This window comes from Sphingomonas adhaesiva, from assembly GCF_036946125.1.
Classification (GTDB): Bacteria; Pseudomonadota; Alphaproteobacteria; order Sphingomonadales; family Sphingomonadaceae; genus Sphingomonas; species Sphingomonas adhaesiva_A.
The window spans coordinates 155,001-176,689 of record NZ_JAQIJT010000002.1 but is presented as its reverse complement, the minus strand read 5'-3'; the positions used below and the strand labels follow the sequence as shown (position 1 = coordinate 176,689).

At 67.1% G+C, this 21,689-nt stretch carries 18 protein-coding genes and 1 pseudogene; 14 read left to right on the top strand and 5 right to left on the bottom strand.

Annotated elements, in window-relative coordinates; all coding sequences use genetic code 11:
* Positions 1–83 precede the first annotated feature (83 nt).
* Positions 84–1,100 carry an aldo/keto reductase gene (locus PGN23_RS07325; protein ID WP_335302242.1) on the top strand — a complete coding sequence of 339 codons (1,017 nt, stop codon included), beginning with the start codon at positions 84–86 and terminating at the stop codon, positions 1,098–1,100.
* A 547-nt stretch (positions 1,101–1,647) separates the two neighbouring features.
* Positions 1,648–1,980 (top strand): hypothetical protein, encoded by a 333-nt coding sequence (locus PGN23_RS07320; RefSeq protein ID WP_335302241.1) that lies wholly within the window; start codon positions 1,648–1,650, stop codon positions 1,978–1,980.
* 21 nt (positions 1,981–2,001) lie between these two features.
* On the opposite strand, the pseudogene PGN23_RS07315 reads toward PGN23_RS07320, so the two are convergent.
* From PGN23_RS07315 to PGN23_RS07295, 5 genes and pseudogenes are all read right to left on the bottom strand, one after another.
* Positions 2,002–3,210: pseudogene (locus PGN23_RS07315) on the bottom strand (IS3 family transposase).
* A gap of 251 nt (positions 3,211–3,461) precedes the next feature.
* On the bottom strand, positions 3,462–4,163 hold the full coding sequence (locus tag PGN23_RS07310; protein ID WP_335302240.1) for a MobA/MobL family protein: 702 nt from the start codon (positions 4,161–4,163) through the stop codon (positions 3,462–3,464).
* 25 nt (positions 4,164–4,188) lie between these two features.
* Positions 4,189–4,842: a hypothetical protein gene (locus tag PGN23_RS07305; RefSeq protein ID WP_335302239.1), complete on the bottom strand. Its 654-nt coding sequence runs from the start codon at positions 4,840–4,842 to the stop codon at positions 4,189–4,191.
* A 72-nt stretch (positions 4,843–4,914) separates the two neighbouring features.
* Entirely contained in the window at positions 4,915–5,559 is a 645-nt protein-coding gene (locus tag PGN23_RS07300) for a hypothetical protein (protein WP_335302238.1), read from the bottom strand.
* Positions 5,560–5,913: 354 nt separating this feature from the next.
* A complete protein-coding gene (locus PGN23_RS07295; protein ID WP_335302237.1) occupies positions 5,914–8,052 on the bottom strand; it encodes a MobA/MobL family protein in 2,139 nt (712 codons plus the stop codon).
* Between the two features lie 280 nt (positions 8,053–8,332).
* On the opposite strand from PGN23_RS07295, the gene PGN23_RS07290 reads away from it, so the two are divergent.
* The 12 genes from PGN23_RS07290 (at position 8,333) to PGN23_RS07235 (ending at position 21,639) form a co-directional block, all read left to right on the top strand.
* The gene (locus PGN23_RS07290; RefSeq protein ID WP_335302236.1) at positions 8,333–8,737 is read left to right on the top strand and encodes a hypothetical protein; all 405 of its coding nucleotides are present in this window, start codon (positions 8,333–8,335) and stop codon (positions 8,735–8,737) included.
* Entirely contained in the window at positions 8,644–9,222 is a 579-nt protein-coding gene (locus PGN23_RS07285) for a hypothetical protein (protein ID WP_335302235.1), read from the top strand. The genes PGN23_RS07290 and PGN23_RS07285 overlap by 94 nt, the downstream gene beginning before the upstream one ends.
* 6 nt (positions 9,223–9,228) lie before the next feature.
* The gene (locus PGN23_RS07280; protein WP_335302234.1) at positions 9,229–9,591 is read left to right on the top strand and encodes a hypothetical protein; all 363 of its coding nucleotides are present in this window, start codon (positions 9,229–9,231) and stop codon (positions 9,589–9,591) included.
* Entirely contained in the window at positions 9,588–11,897 is a 2,310-nt protein-coding gene (locus tag PGN23_RS07275) for a hypothetical protein (protein WP_335302233.1), read from the top strand. Before PGN23_RS07280 ends, PGN23_RS07275 begins: the two co-directional genes overlap by 4 nt.
* The gene (locus tag PGN23_RS07270) at positions 11,894–12,940 is read left to right on the top strand and encodes a ParB/RepB/Spo0J family partition protein (protein ID WP_335302232.1); all 1,047 of its coding nucleotides are present in this window, start codon (positions 11,894–11,896) and stop codon (positions 12,938–12,940) included. Before PGN23_RS07275 ends, PGN23_RS07270 begins: the two co-directional genes overlap by 4 nt.
* 354 nt (positions 12,941–13,294) lie before the next feature.
* Positions 13,295–15,628, top strand: coding sequence for a hypothetical protein (locus PGN23_RS07265; RefSeq protein WP_335302231.1), 2,334 nt, complete (start codon positions 13,295–13,297; stop codon positions 15,626–15,628).
* Positions 15,625–16,329, top strand: a complete 705-nt coding sequence (locus PGN23_RS07260) for a hypothetical protein (protein WP_335302230.1) — start codon at positions 15,625–15,627, stop codon at positions 16,327–16,329. The genes PGN23_RS07265 and PGN23_RS07260 overlap by 4 nt, the downstream gene beginning before the upstream one ends.
* A 104-nt stretch (positions 16,330–16,433) precedes the next feature.
* A complete protein-coding gene (locus PGN23_RS07255) occupies positions 16,434–17,156 on the top strand; it encodes a glycoside hydrolase family 75 protein (protein ID WP_335302229.1) in 723 nt (240 codons plus the stop codon).
* A 1-nt stretch (position 17,157) separates the two neighbouring features.
* Complete coding sequence (locus tag PGN23_RS07250; protein WP_335302228.1) at positions 17,158–18,957, top strand: hypothetical protein; 1,800 nt, start codon at positions 17,158–17,160, stop codon at positions 18,955–18,957.
* Positions 18,958–18,994: 37 nt separating this feature from the next.
* A complete protein-coding gene (locus PGN23_RS07245) occupies positions 18,995–19,522 on the top strand; it encodes a papain-like cysteine protease family protein (RefSeq protein ID WP_335302227.1) in 528 nt (175 codons plus the stop codon).
* A 9-nt stretch (positions 19,523–19,531) separates the two neighbouring features.
* Positions 19,532–20,122, top strand: a complete 591-nt coding sequence (locus PGN23_RS07240; protein WP_335302226.1) for a hypothetical protein — start codon at positions 19,532–19,534, stop codon at positions 20,120–20,122.
* Positions 20,119–21,639 (top strand): hypothetical protein, encoded by a 1,521-nt coding sequence (locus tag PGN23_RS07235; protein ID WP_335302225.1) that lies wholly within the window; start codon positions 20,119–20,121, stop codon positions 21,637–21,639. The genes PGN23_RS07240 and PGN23_RS07235 overlap by 4 nt, the downstream gene beginning before the upstream one ends.
* Positions 21,640–21,689 lie beyond the last annotated feature (50 nt).

Below are 21,689 nucleotides of genomic sequence, written 5' to 3'. Positions count from 1 at the left end.
AGGACATTGATCGGATCGGCGTCGCCGGGCCGGCCCTCCGCCGCCTATCTCCTGCGCATCCGATCCCATCAGGAGAATGATCCATGCGTATGCGCCAGCTCGGCCACAGCGGCCTGTTCGTATCCGAACTCTGCCTCGGCACCATGACCTTCGGCGGCAGCGAGGGGATGTGGGGGCAGATCGGCCAGCTCCGACAGGAGGAGGCCGACGCGCTGGTGAAGACCGCGCTCGATGCCGGTATCAACTTCATCGACACCGCCAACGTCTATGCCGGCGGCGAGAGCGAGCGCATCCTCGGCCAGTCGCTCAAGAACCTCGGCGTCGCCCGCGACGATGTCGTGGTCGCGACCAAGGTGCTCGGGCCGATGGGCGACGGACCCAATGCGCGTGGTGCCTCGCGCGGCCATATCATCAGCCAGTGCAAGCAGAGCCTCCAGCGGCTCGGGCTCGACCATATCGATATCTACCAGATTCACGGCTTCGACCCCGCGACGCCGATCGAGGAGACTCTGGAGGCGCTCGATACGCTCGTCCGCCACGGTCACGTCCGCTACCTCGGCCTGTCCAATTGGGCGGCATGGCAGGTCGTGAAGGCGGTCGGCATCGCCGAGGCGCGGCGGCTGGCACCGATCCTGTCGCTCCAAGCCTATTACACGTTGGTCGGCCGCGATCTGGAGCGCGAGATTGCGCCGATGCTCCGGTCCGAGAAGATCGGACTGATGGTGTGGAGCCCGCTCGCCGGCGGCTATCTGTCGGGCAAGTATGACGGCGAGGGCAAGGCGGCGGACGGCCGGCGCGCGACCTTCGACTTCCCGCCGGTCGACCGCACGCGCGGTTCGGCGGCCTTAGCTGAGATGCGGCGCATCGCCGGGGCGAAGGGTTGCACCGTCGCGCAGGTGGCGCTCGCCTGGCTGCTGCACCAGCCGGTGGTGACGAGCGTGATCGTTGGGGCCAAGCGGGTCGACCAGCTCAGCGACAATATCGCGGCAACGGAGGTGTCGCTGGACGCCGACGATCTGACTGCGCTCGACGCGGTGACGAAGCTGCCGGCGGAATATCCCGGCTGGATGCTCGAACGGCAAGGCGGCTATCGCGCGTGAGGACCTGCCTGGGCCACGCGTCAACGCTCTTCATATGCGCGACGACACCGTGGCTCCAGCAGCGACAAGCGGGCGGCAGGCGACGGCCACGCCGGATGCCAAGCGAGCCAGTGCGCGGATCTCACGACAGTAGCGTTAATAATAAGTGCGCCGCCGGCCGATCATCATCCGCTTGCCATTTTGTGCACCCTTTTGTACCCCTCGCCGTGCAACTCGCAGAGAGACGAGTTGTTCGTTGACGTGGAATCAACGACTTGGCGAACCGGGGAAAATTTGGAGGAATCCTGTCTCCCCGACCATTTTAGCTCCAAGCTATTGGAAATCTGCCTTTTAGCGTTTGTCGACTCCGGAGCTGGTCATATGACAAGCGCAGATGGCACCGGCACACGCGGGAAGGTAACGATCCCATGTGTCGCATTCCCTACACGGTCCGCATCGCCGGCCGGTATGTCTACCGACGCCGTATCCATTTCCGAAATATTATCAGCAAGCCGCTACCTATCGCGCTTCAGACCGCCGATCCGGCGGTCGCGGGTGGCGGGCAGCGATGTTGTCGGCACGGTTCGCCGCGGCGAAGCGCGACGTCGAGGGCATGCTGGCGGACGACCGAACATTTCTGACTGGCATCGAGATCGAGGCGCCGTTCCGCCGCGAACTCGAGCAGGAGCTGGCCCGAAACCTCGGTGACGCCTTCAGCAACCAGAGCCACTCTCGGTTTATGGACGAGAACGCTCGCCCGCTGGCGGAGGCGTATCGCATCAACCGACGGCCGGATCGCCCACACACCTTATCCAAGTCCGACCATGCCGAACTGGCAAAGCGCGGAGTCGACAACTGTGACATGACTGCGATTGAGGAGTATCTCGCCGATTACTGCTGACGTTGACGTGACCCCCGCCTTTCATCCAGCGGCAACCAGAGACTGACCGGTGTTGTCGCGCGTGAGCGCAGGTGAAGCAACGGGCGGGGTTAACCCCGCCCGTTGCTGTTCGAGCCCGGCAGCGAACGCAGCCGGGGTATCGTAGCCGAGCGAGGAGTGTGGCCGCTCGGTGTTATAGTCGTCGACCCAGCGCGTCAGGATCGAGCGGGCCTGACCGATGGTGAAGAACAGCGTCTCGTTGAGCAGCTCATCGCGCATGCGACCATTGAAGCTCTCGACGAACCCGTTCTGCGTCGGCTTGCCCGGCGCGATGTAATGCCACTCGATGCCGGTATCGCCGGACCAGGCGAGCACCGCGTTGGAGGTCAGTTCGGTCCCATTGTCGCTGACGATCATCTTCGGCCTGCCACGCTCGGCGATCAGATCGGCCAGCTCGCGCACGACGCGCCGGCCCGAGATCGACGTGTCCACCACCGCCCGGAGGCATTCGCGCGTCACGTCGTCGACGATGTTGAGCACGCGGAACCGCCGGCCGGTGACGAGCTGGTCGTGCACGAAGTCCAGGCTCCAGCGCTGGTTCGGGAGCGCCAGCACCGGCGCGGGTGCCCGGCTGCCTGTAGCACGCCTTCGTCCTTTACGGCGACGCACCGTCAGTCATGCCGGGTCATCGATCCCCCGGATCGATGCCTGTTCCGGCACGATCCTCGCGGTAGAGCCGCTGGGTCTTCTTGCGGTTGATCGTGATGCCGTCCCGGCGAAGCAGGATGTGCAGCCGCCGATAGCCGAACCGCCGGCGCTGCTGCGCCAGCTCGCGCAGCCGCGACCGCAGGTCGCCATCATCTGCCCGGCACGAGCGATACCGCATGCTCGTGCGATCCGCTCCGACAACGGTACACGCCCGCCGCTCGCTCATCCCCAACGTCGCCTGGAGATGCGCGACCGCTTGTCGCTTCGCGGCGGGCGTCACCACTTTTTTGACAGCAGGTCTTTCAACCCCGCATTGTCGAGCATCGTGTCCGCAAGCAGCCGCTTGAGCCGGGCATTCTCTTCCTCGAGCGACCTCAGCCGCTTCGCGTCGGATACCTCCAGACCGCCGAACTTCGCCTTCCAGGCGTAGTAGGTCGCGCTAGACATGCCGTGCTTGCGGCACAGCTCCGTCACCACCGCACCCGCCTCGGCCTCCTTCAGGATCCCGATGATCTGCTCTTCCGAAAACTGCTTCCGCTTCATTCCGTCCGTCCCTTCAAGGGCCGGTCTCTAGGTCCAGGTGGATGAAGAAACGGGGGTCACGTCACCGGCAGCAGCTCTAAAAAGAAAAAAGCCCCGAACGCTGGAGCGTTCGAGGCTGAACAGATCAAGCTGGTTGCGGGGACGAGCAGCCGCCTTAACTTGTTGGTTGGAAGTTGCTGGCGGGCGACATAGCTTCCTCAAGCTCCCGTGGGCCGCCGCCGATCGACACCGTGAGTTCTCTCGTCCGTAGATCACATGCTACCAAGCAAGTGAGCGATCCTCGAACAATCGGGATGCGCCGGCGTGTAGCCACCGTACTGGTACGGCACGGTTGCCGCATGCCGCATGCCTTGAGGCAAAAGTGCAAGCCAGTGGGCGTGGATCGCGCTCCTCACTGCCGCGCCATGCCATGCCGGGATGCTTCGCCCGAAACTGGCATTATGCTTCCACCCACGCGTGGTCATCAGCAGATGCGCATGCGGGCGGATCAGCCAACCGCCACTTTTATTACGCTGCGCATGAAGGGCCCACGCGACCGCCGACCCCCGGCGCACGAGCGTGTCTCGTACAAAGTCGCGGACCACCGGCTGCCACTCCGGCTCCGGCAGGTCATCGGGCAAGGTGAGAACGATATGCCAGGCCCGCACCGCATCGGGAGCGGCGTTTTCACACGCGGTATCAACCTCGCGCCAGATCCGACCGGGTTCCCCGGCCCACACCGGATGGCGGGGGGGCAGCTCCAGCCCGCACGCGATCAGATCGCCACGGTGACGATAGTCGATGACGCCGCGTGAATCCTGCCCTCGCTGGCGCGTGATGTAGACGTAATTGGCATAGGCACCGACGTGCGTCGCGCGGCGGTCACCCGACATGGTCGCAAGGCCATGGGCCGAGATCGGACGGATGCTGACGGGACGGCGGTCGTGCAGGGCAATGTTGGTTACGCTATTCATGGTCGAAGTCCTTGTTTGCAGGGTGTCAGCGGATCGGCGTGTCGCCGCGGGCGCGGCGGCGCTCGGCGAGGCAGCGCAGCGCGATGCGCGCAGGATGGGCATGATCGTCGAAGGCCGCGTGGAGATCGGCCCACATCGCCCAGGCGGTCTCCGCCTCGTCGATGAGTTCGCGCTCGGTCTGGTCCGGATCCGGCAGAAAGCAGGCGGGCAGCTCGGGCTGGCATTCAGCGCTGCAGCGGCAGAAGCACGGCACGCCGGGTGCGGTGCCGCGCCGATGACGACCCATCAGCACGCGCGGGAGCACGCGCAGCCGCTCGCCAGGATCGGCAATGAGCGCGGCAAGCCGGGGGTGCCGCGTCCCGTCCGCGATCCCGCGTAGCTTGGTGACGAGCGTGTCGTCGGTCTCCCAACTGATGAGCGGGCCGGTTGCTGGCAGGCGCGGCTCTATCCAGTCGGCGAGCGTCGCCGGGAGCGCGCCATCGCGCAGCGCGGTCGCCTGCGCATGGAAATGGAAGCCAGCGCCCGGCTCGGGCACGACGCTGAGCAGTGCCACACCGATCACGGGACGCGACATCGGGCGGAAGAAGAGATTGGGACAGGTGGCAACCGAGCGCAGCGCGATAGCGGTCGACGCACGCGAGAAGCCCTGCGCCTCGAGGCGCAGAAGGTCGGTGAACATGGTATTGAGTTCCTTGGTGGAGGAGGACGCCGGGATCGGCGTCCGGTATGGGTGAGAAGAACGTCAAGCGCCTCAGGCAGTGCAGGAGCGATGGATCTGCGCGGCGGGCAGGTCGCTGGCGGCGAGCCACAGCTCGAGCCCGGGACGCAGCCGCGCCTCCACCTCGTGGCCGAGCGCGGTGCGGGCGGCGATCTGGCGCAGCACGAGCTTCATCGTGGCGATGGCGTCGGTCTGGAGCGCGTGCATCACCGGCGCGAGCCGCGACCACGCCCAATCGGTGAAGCGATCGTGCGCGTCGCGACACGAAGCCGGTGCGCCGATCTCGGCACAGGCCTCGGCCAAGGACACCAGCTCGCCATCGTCATCGATCCCGCGCAGATTGATGACGACGCGTGGCCGCGTGCCGGCAAGCATCGCCAGTGCGGGCGAGCCGGCACTGCCTGGTAGGCGCGTCAGCGCGGGCAGGATCTGCTCGTCGAGCGCATAGCCCGTGACGATACCGGTCGGCGGCAGATGACGATCGAGCCAACCGAGCAGTTCGCCGGGATGGTCGCCGTGCTGGAGCACCGAGCAGTGGAGCGAGAAGTCGGTACGCCCCTCGCCGACATGGCAGGAGAACAGTGCGAGCCCGACGGGGTGTTCGAGGTGCGCGCCAGCGACGAGGTGGACAGGATCGACGGTCGCGATAGCAAGCGCGGTAAGCGTGTAATGAGACATGATATGGATCCGGGATGGGCCGGCCACGCCGCAGGCTCCGGTCACGCGATCCTAGGATCACATGAGCGGGTGGACGACGCACCGGTATCTGGGGGAAGCCCTCGAGAGGGAGACGAGCGGCACGGCGCGGATGCGAACGAACCGAAGCAGCCGGTGGAGAGGAAATTTCTTCTTTTCCCTTCCGACCTTCTGCTCCCTCCTGCTTCCTTCGCCTTCCCGCGGCGTGGGGCCCCTGCCCTGCGCCGCCCCTGCTTTTCATCGCTGCCGTGATGGGGTGCCGAACAGCGAAGGCCGGCAGGTGCGCTACGGTCCATCCGTCTTCTCCTTTTCTCATGTGGTCTGCTGTCCCCGCGCTCATGACCGGCGTGGGCGAAGCCCCCTCACCCGCTGGCGCGCGGGTCCGCGCGGATCTCGAACCGGCGACGTCGAGTGTCCCGCAGGCGACGACCCCGCATCGTTATTGTCGAGCACGGGCGGGATCGGGCGGGTCGCGCGCGCCTCGCGCTCGAGCGCGACCGCACGCACGCGGCGCAGGAACTCGCGCCAGTGCGGATCACCAGCGACCGCCTCGATCTGCTCGGCGAGGTCGCGCGGTACGCCGGCGCGCACCTTCGGGTGTGCCTGCTCCTCGACGATGAGCTGCGGATCACGTTCGACCGCCTCGACCGCGGCGCGATAGGCCGGCGGCAGGACCGCATAGCCGCCGAGCCGTGTGCGCGCACGCTCGTCCTCGCGTTCGCGCCAGACCAGCCACGCCAGATAATGCTCGACCCGCTCCCACCATGCCGGGATGGGTTCATCGCTGGCAGGCGCGGGAAGCCTCCGGATCGCCGCGGCCGCACGCGGCTCCGCCGCGATATATGGCATGTCGAACAGATCGGCGGGTTCACGCGGCGGCCGCCCGCGCTGCGCGGGCGTATCGAACACCAGCGTCGCATCGCGCCCGGTTACCGCGGGGGATGAAGCGGTCGGATGGATCACCGCACTGGCCCGCACCGCCGTGGGCGGCACATCTAACCGCCGAAGCGTAGCGGCCAGACGGGGCGACGTCGGAGACACGATGACGGGGGGCGCCATCGTCGCGGCGGTTCGGGCTGCGGGCAGCGGTGTCGACGGTGTCGCGGGCAGCGTCGTGACCGTCGCGGGTCGGCGCGGCGTCATCGGCGTCTGCGCAGGTACCGACCGCACCTCCAGCGCACCGAACCGGGCCATCCGCGGTGGCGGCGGCAAAGCCGATAGCGGCACCCGCTCACGGACCGTGGGACGCACGTTGAATGGTTCAACGACACGCACGGGCGATGCCGGGGTTCGCCGCGTAGCGGCAGCCACGGGCTCAGGGAACGCCGTGGTGCCCATCGCCGCCTCGCGCGCCGACCTTGTCGCCCACTGTTCCAGCACCGCTTCACGGATCTTGTGCAGCGCGGCGCGCTGCTGCTCGAGGTCACGCCGGCGCAGGCGCTCTGCGTTGCGCGCCGCAACCTGCTGGTTGCGCGCGTGTGCGGGCACGTGCTGCCCCCGTGCAATCAGGTCGCTGAGCGCCGGGCCCAAGTGCGTCTGCGCTTCCAGGTCCAGTCCGCGCGCGACGTGCGACAGCCCGGTATATTCGACATCGCGTCCGGCGCGCCGGGCCGCGCCGGTCTGGGCGTGCGCCCACAGATGGCGCAGCGTGCTCATCCCTTCCGTGCCGTCGAGCGCCGTGACGAGGTCGTCGGCGAAGCGCCATTCGCCCGGCGCGACCTGCTCGGCCGGGCGGTACGACGTCAGAAAGTGCGCATGCCAGTTGCGGTCGTCGCCGCCCGGATCGGGCTTGTGGATCACCGCGCTATAGGGAAGTCCAAGCGCCTCGAAGATCTCGCCAAAGCGTCGCACCGCGTCGATCATCTCCGCTTCGCTCGCGTCGGCGTCCAGCGCAAGGACGAAGCGGAACTGGATCTTGGCGTTCGCGCGCGTCGCACGCGCCACCGCCTCGACCGCCATCCAGGCGGTGGCGATTTCGGCGGCATCCTTGCCCAGGTTCGAGATGATGAGCGCGTTGCCCTCGGCATCGGTGAGCGCCGCACCATCGCGGATGGTGTAGAAGAACCCGTCCGCCGCGCAGCCGTGCTTCCCGCCCTTGCCACCGGCGCGCACGTAATCGCCGCGGATGTAGATGCCGATCCGCCCCTGGCTATCGCGCACGGTGAAATAGCTAGGCTCGCTGCGGCGGCGGCTAGGAGACGCCAGCCTGGCCAGCTTCTTCGTGCCGCGGGCCGGCTTCTTCGGCTCGCTGTGCACTTTGACCGAGGCCCCCCAACGTCGGTGCCGGATCTCCCACTCGGCCAGTTCCTTGGCCAGCCGGCGCGCGATGCGCGCGTCCTCGCAGGCGGCATGCAGCCGCCTACCCTTCTTCTGCTTTTCGTCACGCGTGCGCTTGCGCTCGACCCCTCGATCTTGACGCAGCGCCCGCTTCACGACGCGGTCGCCCTCCGCGATCCAGGTGCCGTCGACCATCATCTCGACATGAGCAAAAGGGGGTGGGGAAGACCGGCGGCCGGAAGGCCGCGGGCTCGAAATCGCAGATTTCATTTATTGCGCCCCCACCCCCAACTGACACCTGCCTGCTCACCCGGGGTCTGAAGCCACGGACGATCACGCCCGCTCGCTCCCGGCCCCGACTCGTGCTTCAGCAGCGAAGCATCGCCAGAGCGAGGCGCGTGGGCGCGCAGCGATCCGCGACGCCGGGAGTGACCAGGGCACCGCGAAAAAGGGCGGTTTCACGCGCGTGGGTCAGCCGATGCTCAAGCGCGATGACGGCTCCGACAAGGAGTCGCCCATGTCCCCCAATCTGCCCCCGTCCCTGCCCTCACTCGACGACATCGACGCCGCACTCGCTGCCATCGACGATGAACTGGCGCACATCGCTGCGCTGCTCGACGCACCCGCCGACACCGAGGTCACCTGCCACCCGCACCATCACTGGTGGACCGCCGGCGGGCTGGCGATCGCCTGCGGTCTCGGGAGTGCGGACATCCTCGCAGCCGCCGGTCTGCTGGCGCAATCGTGGCCGGCCTTCTGCGCGCACCTCGCCGAGGCAGGCGAGGACGAGTGTCTTCTTCAGCGCTTTCCCGCCGCGATCGCGCGCGACCGCGCCGCCTTGGAGGAAGCCGGCGCAGCGCTGCTGCACGATCACGGCCGCTGATAGACACAGATCTGCCACCGCGCTGGCGCGCGGCGCCGAAATTCGGTCTGGGCGCGCCGTTCGTCATCTTCGGCTTCGACGCCGCCGACCGCGATGCGTGGGACGGCATCTGGGCATTGCCGCTATCCGACCTGGCGGCGCTCGGCACCGCGTTCGCCGATAGCGACGTTTTCGCGGCGGCCGGCATGGTGCTGGCGACGCTAGTCGCGCGCCACCGCGTCGAACTCGGTGCGCGCGGTGCGCACGCCCGCCACCGGCGCGCAGTTGCAGCCTATCGTGACGACTGCGCGCGCTTCGCGGCGTGGCAGGTCGACCATCCCGACCACCCCTGGCCAAGCCGGCTCGCCAATGCCCGCCAGGGTCAACTCGTGCGCACCACCGCTGCGGCGCTCGACCTGCCCATGCCGGCGCTCGTCCGCCGCGGCGATGCCGCCGTGTGGCTGGATGCCCACGACGCCAACCTTCGCTTCACCAAAGAGGACTAAACCCCCGTGCAGATCACCACCACCTATCGCGGACGGACCGTCACCATCACCGACATCGCGCCCATCATCGCCGAGCAGCAGCGGCTCGAGGAGGCGCTCGGCGTCATCATGCGCAGCTTCGATCCCAACCGCCCGGCGCTGCTGAGGGCGCGCGAGCGCGAGATCGTGAGGCTTCACAACGAGATCGTAGAGAACGCCGACATCGTGCAGCGCTGGCGCGAGGCCGAGGAGGCAGCGCTCGCGCCGGTCCGCGACGCCAATGTCATGGCGGTATGGACCGCATGGCGACGCTGGCAGGCCGTCGATGCAGCCTACGCCGAGCGCCGCCGCAGTGGCGACCATCCCGACGATGCGGAGAGCGCGCGATGACCATACGCGATCTCGACGACGACCTGCGCATCGACGTGCCGAAGCTCCTCGAGCGGCTCGCGGTCGAGCTGCCGCGACTGTTCCACGACGACGGCACGCCCACCGCCGTCATCGCGCCACTCCGGCTTCCGACAGGGGTCAGTCCGACCGACGTCATGGTTGGCGGCTGGGACTTCGACGGCGAGCTCGGCGACGCAGGGTCGCTGCGCATCGCCGGTTTGCGGCTGCCGAAGATTGGCTATTATATCGCCGACGACGATCCGCTGCGGAGCGCCGCCTCGGTGCTCTACGGGCGCCTGCCGCGCTGGCCGGCGTCGCTCGACGAGACGGTGGCACAGGACGAGGAGGCGGCCTTGTCGTCCGCCTCCGCACCTGCCGTGATGCGGCGGGTCAATTGCACCCTGCGCGATATCAGCATCGCCAAGGACGTGCTGCGCGGGGGCGGCACCCTCGGGGCAGTGATGATCGCCGCCTTGCAGGCCAGCGATGCGCTTACGACCGCCGAGGTCGCGCGCGATGCCGCTCGGGTCGCGATGTCGGGCACGAAAACCTCGGACGAGTGTCTCCGGCTGGTCGAGGTCGCCCGCGAACGCAGCGCGGACGCGGTGCGCGCTTGCCTGACGCTGCTCGAGCTGCTCGATCGACATCGCGTCGCCGTCAAGCCCGATGAGCCGATGCCGCATGAGCCGGGCAACGAAGAAGAGAAGGGCGAGCTGGACAAGTCCCGGCTCGCCGTCATGGCCTCCGCCCGGCTGATCGTCAGGGTAGCAACATTGATCCGGCTACCACGTCACACCGCTCCTAGGCTCGCCTACCGCAACAAGCAGGTCAGCGAGGCGCTGATCCTCGCACGTACGCTTATCGACGGTGTGTTGGTCTTCGTCCGCGATCATCACGCCGGCGCGCCGGGATCATGGTCGACCCTGCGAGGCAATATCCCGAACATCAAGGAACCGAAATCGCCGCAGACCAAACCGGATACGGCCATCGAGCTCCTACCTCGCGACCTCAACAAGTCGGGTAATCTGCTGGGGCTTGATAAATCAGGCCGGGACAGGAGGATCGCCGCGATCACCCGGATCGACGCCGCGCGCATCTTCATGCTGCTGCACAGCGCGCGCGTCGCCGAGGCTGTACGGCTCTTTCCATGGCTCGCGGCACGCCACCGCGGTTTCCCCGACTTCTCAGGCGGCTTTGCCGACGGGGTCACCGTGCTGCTCGAGCTGCAGCGCTGCCGGGCCATCCTGCGCGAGCTCGTCGTGCGGACCCGCGGGCCGCTGACGGATCGGGAGGAAGCCGGTCTGCCCGCAATCGAGCCTCGGCTGACGATCCGCGAGGCGCACCGCGCCTTTGCGACGTCGCGCAGGATGGAAGCAGCGCTCGCCAGTCACCACGGCTTCGCGACCTATGCGCGCGAATTCGCGTTCTCGCACGCCGTGTATAAAGCGCATGCCGCCGGGCAGCCGCTCGATCCCGCCCATTCCCTGCCCATGCTCCAGCAGGGCAGCATCCGCTGGGCGTCGAAGCTCGCTCACCGCAACGTCGCGACGGTCGCGACCACCGGGGCCGCGTTCACGACCTCCGCCGTTGCCACCGCGACCGATCGTGAGCGCCAGGACCTGCCGCGCTTCTTCGGCATGACGTCGATCGAGTTCGTCACCGCCAGTCTCCAGACCATCCTCGCCGCGCATCGGCGCGGGGCCAAAGCCGTGACGCTGGGAGGGGGCGCCCATACGCTGGAGATCGACTGGAGCATCTTCGAGCTGACCGAGCTGATGCTTGCTGTCGTCGATGCGTCAGGTGAGGAAGTCGCACGGTTCAGGAAGCGCACGAGGGCGGACGGACCCGCTTCCCTGAACCATTGCCGGCGCGGCCCGGCGCGTCGTGGCCAGAAGATCATCAGGGCGCACAAGACCGCACGAATCGCGGCTTTCGAGAAGAAGTTGACCGCCGAGACGCGCCACACGCCGGCATGGAAGACCATGTGCGCCGGCTACGACACCGCCATCGACGCGGCTCCCGCTGCCGACCAGTGCGTGCCAGCCTATTGGTACAATCCCGAACACGACCTGCCGTTCTGGAGCACGTTCCAGCGCGCAGTGAAGGAGCCCGCCCCCGAACCGGCAAGCGGCCAGCCGGCGACGCGGCGCGACGCCCTGATGCTCGAACTCACCGGCTTCGCGACCTGGGCACCGCGACTGATCGCCGCGCTCTTGCCGACCCAGCAGACCGCACTCGCGGTCACCTGGCTCGCGCACGGCTTCGTCGGCATCGCCGCCGACCCCGACTTCGCGGTGTTGCGATGAGCGCGGCCGAGCCTGACCTGTTCGGCGATCTCGCCGGCACCGCCCCCATGCCCACGCTCGCAGCCGCGCGGCGCCCGGCCGCCCGTCGCGAGGAGATCCGCGCCGCGATCGATGACCTGCGCGGCGATGCGCCGATCCTGTCGGTCGGGATCGGTCGTCTCGCGCGTGTGGTCGGCGGGTCGAAGGCGCACCTTCAGCACGAGCGTGATGCCTATGCCGCCGAACACGGCGAGCCTTCGGTGGTCGCTCCGGCCATCCCGCCGGCCGATCCCGGTCAGCTGCTCGAACTCGACGCCGATCTGCTCGCGCAGCACCCGATCAATCCGCGTCTCGCCGACGGCGACCCGCACCTCGACGATCTCGCCGACGCCATCGCCACCGACGGCCAGCTCGTGCCGGTCTGCATCATAGCTGATGCCACCGCGCCCGGTCGCTTCCTCATCCTCGACGGCTCGCGCCGCCACCGCGCAATCCAGCGCCTGCGCGAGCGCGGGCTCGATCGCCCAGTTCGCGCGACGCTGGTCCCCACCGCCGACGCGATGGACTTCCTCGTCGCGCATGTCGCCACCTCGGCAAGCTGGTCCGATTACGAGCGCGCGGTCTTCTTCGTCGCCGCCTGGGCGCGTGGCGGCACATCGCAGGCGCTGCTCGCACGCCGGGCGGGGCTGACGGCGGGCGGGTTCAACAAGGCGATGGCCCCTGCCCGGCTGCCCAACGAGATACTCGCGCTCATCGCCAACCGGCGCGCGATCCGCGTCCTGGATGCGCACCGCGCGCTCATGCGCTGGAAGGCCGACGAGCCCGCGGTGCGTGCCGCGCTCCTCACCATCGCCGCACCGGCGTCCGCCCGCGCGGTACTCGGCTGCGCCGCCGCCGCCGGGCTGCCGGGGCCGAGCGTCGCCGAACCGACAGGCGCGACGATGCTCGTGCCGCTGCGTGACCGCGCCCGGGCACTCATTGCCCGGCTCGATGCCGCGCCCTCGCCGACCCCGGAAGATATCACCGCCCTCAGCGCGCTGGTCCGCGCGCTCGCAGCGATCTGACCACCCTAAGCCATCGGACGGCAGTGAATGGTTCAATGCTGCCCGCACCTGATCGGCGGTCACATCCGGGACGATGCTGCGACCGGGTTCGACGCGACGAGGCTTGCGGTGACACGCCAGGACGAGCGCGCTCGCCCGGGTTGAGCCAGCGTGGTACGCGAAGGCGCCACTTGCCCACACGAGCTTCTGGATCAGGGGATCTGAGACATCGACGGTTCGGGGCTCTGCTTCGATCAGAACGTATTAATTACCTCCACTCTGATGCTAGTTTTCGATGACCGTTGATCTGCAGCTCGGCTCGGGGCAGGTTCGTCCCTGCGCGGTGGGGGCATCGTGCGTTGGGGGGGGGGGGCCATGGAGGCAGAGGACTTCCTGCGCGACATATTCGACGCCAGAAATCTGGCGCCGTTTACGCAGGACGATCTCTACGATGAGTGGTCGCACGCCTCATTCGTAAACAAGGCTATCCCGCCGCCCGCCAATGGCGATCTCCAACGAATCGCGGCGCAGCCCGATCTCAAGCCCCACATCCGCACGCTCGACGCCGACTTCCGCAAGTTCAAGTTCGGCGAGGTAGCCATCGCGGACTGGGACCATCGCTATCAGTTCCCCCGGCAGCGCACGATTCGCAGCTTCATGCGTCGCGCCGAGGCAGGCGGCTTCTCGGAGGGCTCGATCGTCAACCGCAGCAGCGAGGCAATCGACAGCTGGGTCGAACGGGATCTAATCCTTCCAGTCAAGAACACCGCGGACCAGATTACCGTCCTTATCGGCGCTGTCGGTTCGGGAAAGACGACGTTCAACAAACTCTTGAAGACGCGCTACCATCCGCTGATGCGGCAGGAGCGGATCGTCATCAGCCGCATCGAGTACCGCAAGCTCGATGACCACATAAGCAAGCAGTACGAGCACGGGCCGGACGCCAGCCAAGAGCAACGCGCCAAGTTACGCGCCTTGATCCAGCAGGTCGTGTTCTCCTCCGTCATGCGGGACATTTTCCACGCCGCATGGTCTGAAATTTGCAGCGCCGGTTCCACGAGCGGCGAACCGAGCACGTTCGCAGCGATCGAGCAGTGCGTCTGGCCCGAGATAGATCTGCGCGACAATGGCGTGCAGAAGGATTTCGTCCGATTTATCGAGAGACGCTTCGGTCCTGCCGCCGAGCAGGCCAGCAAAGGGGTCGACATCGCAGGGACGATCCAGGAAGTCCGGCTCGCCATCACCGACTTTACTGCCTCGAACCTGCGGGAGCGTCGGCGCTGGTACTACGAGGTGCTCTCCGATCCCAGAAGGCAAGCGGCGCTCGAACCCTACTCGCAGTTCGTGGTCGAAAAGAAAATCAACCTATACGTCATTTTTGATGGTCTAGACTACGTCCAGATCAGCGACTTCATCGGCTACACTAATCATCGCGAGAACCTAGATGCAATCGCTCAGTGGTTGATCGAAGAAAACCGGCGTCTTCATCTTCCAAAGACCCGCAGCTACCTCTACCCCTCATTTCAGGTGACGATGCGTCCGAACACGCATGAGTTGTTCTGGCGCAACTACTCGCAAGCCCTGACCGACCTCAACACGCCCACCTTCTACGTCGTTCCGGCCGAGTTCCGTGACATCGTCGACAAGGCTACCCGCGCGCCGCTCTTCGCCGGTGACGACCCTGCCACGACGGTGCCACGTGAGGAGATCCTCGAGTTCTTTTCCAAGGTCCAAGCCCAACTCGGTCGCGTGCTCTCGCTAAGACCACGGCAGCTCGACAACCTGTTCATGCAGAACGTGCGGTATCGGATCCACTTCGCGAGGAACGTCCTCGAGGAACTTTTCCAGCCAGCCCTCGAGTCTATTGAAAAGGCCGGCGACGAACGGTCGCGCGCCAACCTCGTGGCCCGACTACGGTCCGAAACGAAGGAGCTGCTCGAACGCAAGGACTACCGACTGGTCGACATGCTCCTGCACGCAAAGAACGAGCGGTTCGCCAACTTCGTGAGGATCGAGGGCAACGGCATTGACCTTCAACGGCATCGCGCGGAACCTAGCTACCTGCAGAGGGTGCTGCGGGACAACAACCTGAAGTCCGGATATGTCGGCAACGTCTTCAACTACCATATCCCTTACGAGAAATTCGAAGACATCGAGTATCTGCTGGAGAAACTCCGTATCCTTGACCTGCTCGTCGAAAGCGGTCCCGAACCGCTCCGCCTCGAGGAGATCGAGAGAAAGTTCGCAAAGCGCGGTTGGCGCATCTCCCCGTTCTTCGACTTCTCGATCGCCATCCTGATCCGCGAGAACATGATCGCGGGTCACAACTTCGAGGCCGGAGCCTACGGCTACGAGGCGACGACCTTCGGGCACATGCTGCGGGCAAACCTCGTTCCCAACATGATTTACTTGGAGAACGTCTTCTTCGGAACGTTCCTTCCGCGCGGGATCAAGCGCTTCGGCAAGGATGTCTACCGACGCTCGTCGCAGCGTCATGAATGGGTCGCCGCCTCGATATATCACTGCTGGTTGTTTCTCCGGCTAATACGCACCGCCGAGGCGAATAGCCCCCCGAAGTTCTTCGAGGAGATCCGGGCGGCCGTGGCGGCGACGGTTGACAGGATCGTCACGTCAAAAAACGCCGATCCCCGAATTGCGCGGTTCGCCCGTCGCTATATCGAGGACTTCACCGCTAGGGTCGGTCAATGAGCGGCGCTGGCTCGATACTCATGACCGCGGCGGCATTCGCGCCGCCAGCCAGTGCGCAGGTACAGGCCTCAATGGCGTGCAGCATCTACGCCGGCGGCCGGACCGTCGTCGTGATGGGAGTCGCCCCTGGGACGACTGCTCGGCTGTGCATGTCGACCTCCATGAACCACCAGTGCAGTACGCCTACCGCCGATCGCGGAGGCGTCATCGTCGCGAGGAGCGCAGAAGATCTAACAGGACCGATCTGGGCGGAGCCGAGCTCCCTTGGCGGACGGGCCGTTCCGTCGTGCGGCGCGGTAGTGGCTGCGCCGTCCAATGAGAGCAGGCCACTCGTCATCGCGCTGCTTTCCGCGCTGGGGGCATTCCTCACCGGCCTCGCCGTCACCCTGATCCCCCGAGCCTTGGAACGTCGACGCCGGTCCAGCGAGGCCGCCACGGCATGGGTTGGCGAATATCTCACCCGTCTCAGCAATTTCGCCAGATCCGGTGAGGCCGACGCTGAGCCCCGACCGCAGCCAGTCCTCATCAAACGCGACGCGACGAGGTTGTCCGCCATCACCATGCTTGCCGGCAACATCCTGGACGAGGCTGGCTACTTGGGCGCCACCTCCGAAGCCGATCGGCATCACCTGATAGCTCCAGTCGTCGCCGCGCTGCGGAGCTATCCTAGCGAACCGCCGGCGCCGGTTGGCGGAAGCTGAGATGGCGGGAGCGCCCCCAATGAATTTTCGCTCCGGCTGGCGTGGAGCCCGGCTGCTGAAGATGGCATCCCGTCTCGTCAATCGATCCTTTCGGGAGATTGCGCATGCAGCTTGACTTCGAAGAGGCCGAGGACTTCCGCGGAATACGGATACTCAGGCAGGTCGACTACCTAGCCTATGCCTACGAAACATCCCACGCAGCCGCGGACGCGGACGGCGCACCGAACGCCTATCATCCGGACGACCTCGGCAAAAACTGCCGACGCGACGCCCATGTCGGCCTCGACTGCCTCGGCAACGCCGGATATCCGAACAGCGGCTGGTGGAGGGACGTGCTCGTGCCGGATCCGGCCGACTCTTCGACCGCCTACGTGCAGCCCGACGGAGCCACCGCGGGCTTCTTCGTGGCGGCGACCGCGCTTAGGCGTCCCGGCGGCAGGAAGACGGATCCGACCACGTTCGTCGATGCGACCAGCGTTCCCTACGTGGTCAATCCATCCGGAATAAGCGCGCTGCCGCACATCGGCAGACCCGGGGACGTCGGCTTCGCCACGCACTTGGCGTCGGGACGGACGACCGCGTTCATCATCGGCGACGCCGGCGGGGGTGACGACGCGCGGCTCGGTGAGGGCTCGATCGCGCTGTTCGCGGCGCTCGGCTTCCCCGGCGCCAATCCCCGCACCGGGGCCGGCCTGCCACGCGACAAGGTGCAGTACATCGTCTTCCCGGACAGCCGGCGACCGGGCGTGGCCATCTGGCCGCGGAGCAACGCCGACATCGCGGCGCAGGTGGCCGGCCTCCTGCGCGACACGCCGGGGATCAGCTGACATGCGCGCATCCACCATCCTTCGGATCGCACTGGCGATCGTCTCGGGAACCGCCGCGAACGCCAACGCACAGTCGAGCGGCGTCGACACCATCAGGCTCTACTCGGACGGAGCAGGACCCAGCCACATCGTCCGGGTCGGCCGCACGCGGGCCGCAACCGGGGACGTCGTCGCGATCGTCGACCCCCTGCTCTCCGCCGTCCGGATCTTCGAGGTCCGCGACGCCGCAAGTGACGAGACGCTCGCGACCCGGATCAGCAGCCGTGGCGCCTGCGCGCTGCCGGTCTCCTTCCGACCGTGGCGGATCCACTCGCTTTCCGACAAGATTCTCATCGAGTCGATGCCGGATCCCGGCACCGCCGGCTACCTGGTGCGCCCCGAGAACCTGCGCACGACGGTCTACTCGATCGACCGGGCCACGTTGGCCGCCGGCGCCGACACGCAGGTGCAGGCCGGCGCCATCCTTGACACGCAGGCGTGGACACCGGCGACCGCTCCGCCATGCGGCACCGTCGTCAGCTCCGGACGTCCCTACGCCGCGGCGCCGGAGCGCGCGGTGAGAGGGGCTAAAAATCCCGCTAGGACGATCATCCTGACAAACCGGCCGTCCGCGCTCGCGCCAACCGAACAGCTAATCGTCCGATCACCGGCCGATGCCCGTTACCGGATGATCAGCGCGCGGGAGCTGGAGCCGGCCGGCGGCTACCGGTTCGTCCTGACCGCTGAGGCGGCCCGGGCGGAAAGCGGCACCGTCAACGTGACGCAACGGCTGCTAGCGTTCTCCGCAGCCACCCGTCAGCCCGTGAGGGAGCTGCGGTTCGACCCATCGACGATCCGCAGCAAGCTGGGCCAGCGCCCGATCGCCATACTCTCGACCGGCGAGGTGCTCGTGATGGGGAAGGCGGCCGGCACGGGCGCGGTCCCCGTGTTCAAGCTGTTCTCGTGCGGCAGGCTGATGTCCGCACTGCCGACGACGACACCGCTCTGCGACGCGACACAGGACACGATCGCCGGCCGCTCGTCGGCGGACCTAGTGGCGGTCTCGCAGACCACGCCGCCGGCACAGGAATACGCGGCCGACGAGCCGAGGCCGACCGGCTCCTTCAACAGCCAGCGGATCTTCGCCAACGTGGCCGCGCTGGCGAAATTCCCTTTCCGGGTGGACACGACGCGGATGCCGGAGGCCTGCCGTGTGATCCAAGGCTGCACGGTCACCGGCTCCTCCACGAACTTCGTGCCGATCCGCGGCGTGCGGCTCACCCGTGGGACATTCGAGCGCACCGGCGTGCCCTACGCCCAAGCCGGGGTGCCGGGAGACGCTGACAGGCTCATGCAGGCGACACCCGCCGCGCTGTCGAACGCCCTAGCCGCCGTGAGGAGCGGCGCCGGCTCACAACCGGGCAACCTCGCCGATGGCTTCGAGGGAGACCTCGGCGTCGACTGCTCGGGCCTCGTCCAGATCGCATGGAACGGCCGGACGGCCGCGTCTCGGCTCAGCACTGCCTCACTCGGCAACTTCGAGGGCGACCTAGTCTGCGACGCCGCCCTGCCCGCTCCCGAGTACCTGCGCCCCGGCGACGCGCTCAACACCCATACGAAGCAGGTCAACCACGTCATGCTGTTCGCCAGCGCCATGACGCTCGACGGAGGCAACGACGAGTGGCTGATGCTCGAGTCCTCAAGTTCGTGCGACGGGGTGTGCTGGTCGGTGTACGACCCCTCCTTCTTCGGAGGCTGGGAACTGCGGCGGGCCAGAGGACGGAGCGACGTCCCGTGCATCCGGAAGCGGCGCAAGGCGTGAGCGGCGCCAAGGCCATGCCGACGAGCCGGGCGTCCTGATGGCGCTGCTGCGGGCTGACCGCATCCGGATCCCCGTCGAGCGCCGCGCGGTCGTCGCCCGCGCCGCCGGCGCCTACCGCTACGTGTCGCAGACGGAAAACAACTGGTGCTGGGCGGCCTGCGGCGAGATGCTCATGCAGGCCCACGGGATAAACGAGACGCAGTGTTCGCTCGCCTCGCAGAAGTTCAAGCTGGCCTGCTGCCCCAGTCCCGGCGCACCGCACGGCTGCGACAAGGTTGCGTGGCCGGACCAAGTGTATCCACCGCGTCTGCCGACCTTTCCGGTCGACGGACAGATAACTGAAACGAGGCTGATCCAAGAGCTGGCCGCCGGGAAGCCGGTTCAGGTCTGCTACCGTTGGAAGGGATCGTCCTCGACGCACGTGGCCCTCGTCATCGCGCAGCTCGCGCAGGGCCGCTACGGCGTGCTCGATCCAGACAAGAAGGTCGCCCAAGCCACGTACCGGTTCCAGGATCTCGCGACCGCGCACGGCGAGGGGGACTGGATCATGACGTTCACCTTCTGAGGAGCGGCGATGGTCTCGACGCCTGAACTGAGTGATGAGACGAGGGCATGCGTCGCCGCGCAACTCGGCCCCGCGCTCGGGGCGCTGACCGCGGTCGCGCCGCTGGAAGGCCAACCAGCCCTCGGGGAGAGCCTGCCGATCCTACTGCTGACCGAGGAAGCCATCCTTGATCCGGACGGCGGACCACTCGGACGCCGCGTCTTGGACCAGGGCCGATGGCATCACCAGATCTACGTCGGCGATGCGGTGCCGGCATACGCCCGCAGCGAGACCCCCGACGGTGGGGATCAGCCTGTCGAGCTAGCCGAGATCTCGCACTCGTCCCTCGCTGGCGACATCCGCGCCGCGATGGCGTGGATCGACGAAAACGTCCCGGACGAGGGCATCGCACGCCTTATCATGGCGCCGTCGCATCAGGTCGCGGCACTGTGGCTGGACGGACCCGGACTCGACCACGTCCTCGTGCTCTCCGCACCGCGATGGATTGAGGAATTCATCACGAAGCGTCCAGTCGAGCAGCGTACGTTCATCGAGGCACTATCGCGGACGCCCGCAATCCCGGGAATGGGGCTCAGGATCGACTTGGAGGGGGAAGAATGATGACGTCAGTGACGAGAAGGAAAGCGCTCACCTCCGCAACGGCGGCCCTCGCGCTCGCAAGCTGCACCGGCACGCTCGTCTCGACGCCGCTGACACCGGAAGGGCAACGGGAAGGCGTCGGATACTCCCTTCCGTTCACGCAGTGGGCCACCACCGTGACCTGGCGGCTCGGCTACTGCCCCGATCCGGCCAACCCGACGGCGAACAACGGCGCGGATGCGCAAGTGCTGGTGAAAGTCGACGCCTTGGCGGGAACCGCAGACGACGGCACGCTCGCCTTCATCATCGATCCGCGACTTCTCCAGACGCCGACCAGCGTGACGAGCTTCGGCGTCAAGTACTACGAAGGCACGAACAACCTGCAATCGATCAACGCGTCCGTCGAGGACAGGTCGGCCCAAGTGGTCGCCAACTTGGTTAGGACGGCCACCAAGGTCATTCCGCTGTTGGCCGGAGCCGGGGCGCCGCCTTCGCCTTCCCCGACCGCAACCATCTTCTGCTCGGCCGATAGCGCAAAGGCGCTTGCAGCCGCAAAGGCAGCGAAGGGCAACCTCGACGCCGCGAACACTGCAGTCGAGGCCGCAGCCGAGACGCTGACGGCGGCCAACGCACGGATCGCGGCGTTGGGGTCCGCCGTCACCGACGCCGCCAGAACGGATCTTGACCGTGCCTACACCGCGCTCGCGCAAGCGAAGTCTCGCCAGACGGACCTGGCGGCGGCGCTCGAGAGCGCACTGGCGAAGGTCTCGATCGTCCGCAAGCTGGAGTGGCCGACTTCCAGCGCGGAGTTCTCCGGGGCGCCGCTGCTGCCAGACGCGGCGGCGTTCGCGAAGTGGTTCGACCCGGCGTCCGCTCCCCGCCCGCGGCCCGTCTACTTCCAGATCGAACGACGCGGGACATTCGGGCGAGCGCCGTCGCGCGCGGACATGCGGACGGGAGGCCCAGCCCCCGATCCGGCCAACCCGGTCAAGATCCAGCCCGGCGACGCCGCCTACCGCCTGCCGGACACCAGCAGTCCCGGCCTGCACTACCGAATGATGGCGAGGGGCCGACTGGTCGTCTGCTCGAACTCCCCATGCGGAACGGCTGACCCGACGTCGGTGATCGCCTCGTTCGACGGCCCGGTCGCTCAGTTGGGCTTTGTCAACGTGCTGCCGTTCAGAAGCCGCGCCTTCGGCACGACGAGCTTCACGGCGGAGCTGGCGCCGGACGGTAGCCTGGAATCCTACGGCACCGAACAAAAGTCCGCGCCGCTCGAAGGAGCCACGGGCGCGCTCGCCGATACGGCGACGAACCTCAGCACAATCCTCGACCCAACGGCGCGGCTGAACTCCAAGACAGCCTACCTAAAGGCGCTCAAGGAATACCAGGCCGCCCTCGCCGCCTCCCGCCCCGCCCCGGACGACCCGGTCGCGGATGAGACCACCTCGCTCAACGCCGAGACCACGCTGCTCAACGCCAAACTTGCGCGGCTCAAGGCGGAAATCGCCCTCCAACAGGCGCAAGGAGGACAATAGCGGCAACGCCCGGACGGTCACCTTGGTCCAGACTTTCATAGTCGATGGAC

Bases quoted from the DNA above. Each gene is read 5' to 3' on its own strand.
- PGN23_RS07325 (WP_335302242.1), top strand. From the start codon at position 84: ATGCGTATGCGCCAGCTCGGCCACAGCGGCCTGTTCGTATCCGAACTC.
- PGN23_RS07320 (WP_335302241.1), top strand. From the start codon at position 1,648: ATGTTGTCGGCACGGTTCGCCGCGGCGAAGCGCGACGTCGAGGGCATG.
- PGN23_RS07310 (WP_335302240.1), bottom strand. From the start codon at position 4,163: ATGAATAGCGTAACCAACATTGCCCTGCACGACCGCCGTCCCGTCAGC.
- PGN23_RS07305 (WP_335302239.1), bottom strand. From the start codon at position 4,842: ATGTTCACCGACCTTCTGCGCCTCGAGGCGCAGGGCTTCTCGCGTGCG.
- PGN23_RS07300 (WP_335302238.1), bottom strand. From the start codon at position 5,559: ATGTCTCATTACACGCTTACCGCGCTTGCTATCGCGACCGTCGATCCT.
- PGN23_RS07295 (WP_335302237.1), bottom strand. From the start codon at position 8,052: ATGATGGTCGACGGCACCTGGATCGCGGAGGGCGACCGCGTCGTGAAG.
- PGN23_RS07290 (WP_335302236.1), top strand. From the start codon at position 8,333: ATGCTCAAGCGCGATGACGGCTCCGACAAGGAGTCGCCCATGTCCCCC.
- PGN23_RS07275 (WP_335302233.1), top strand. From the start codon at position 9,588: ATGACCATACGCGATCTCGACGACGACCTGCGCATCGACGTGCCGAAG.
- PGN23_RS07270 (WP_335302232.1), top strand. From the start codon at position 11,894: ATGAGCGCGGCCGAGCCTGACCTGTTCGGCGATCTCGCCGGCACCGCC.
- PGN23_RS07265 (WP_335302231.1), top strand. From the start codon at position 13,295: ATGGAGGCAGAGGACTTCCTGCGCGACATATTCGACGCCAGAAATCTG.
- PGN23_RS07260 (WP_335302230.1), top strand. From the start codon at position 15,625: ATGAGCGGCGCTGGCTCGATACTCATGACCGCGGCGGCATTCGCGCCG.
- PGN23_RS07255 (WP_335302229.1), top strand. From the start codon at position 16,434: ATGCAGCTTGACTTCGAAGAGGCCGAGGACTTCCGCGGAATACGGATA.
- PGN23_RS07250 (WP_335302228.1), top strand. From the start codon at position 17,158: ATGCGCGCATCCACCATCCTTCGGATCGCACTGGCGATCGTCTCGGGA.
- PGN23_RS07245 (WP_335302227.1), top strand. From the start codon at position 18,995: ATGGCGCTGCTGCGGGCTGACCGCATCCGGATCCCCGTCGAGCGCCGC.
- PGN23_RS07240 (WP_335302226.1), top strand. From the start codon at position 19,532: ATGGTCTCGACGCCTGAACTGAGTGATGAGACGAGGGCATGCGTCGCC.
- PGN23_RS07235 (WP_335302225.1), top strand. From the start codon at position 20,119: ATGATGACGTCAGTGACGAGAAGGAAAGCGCTCACCTCCGCAACGGCG.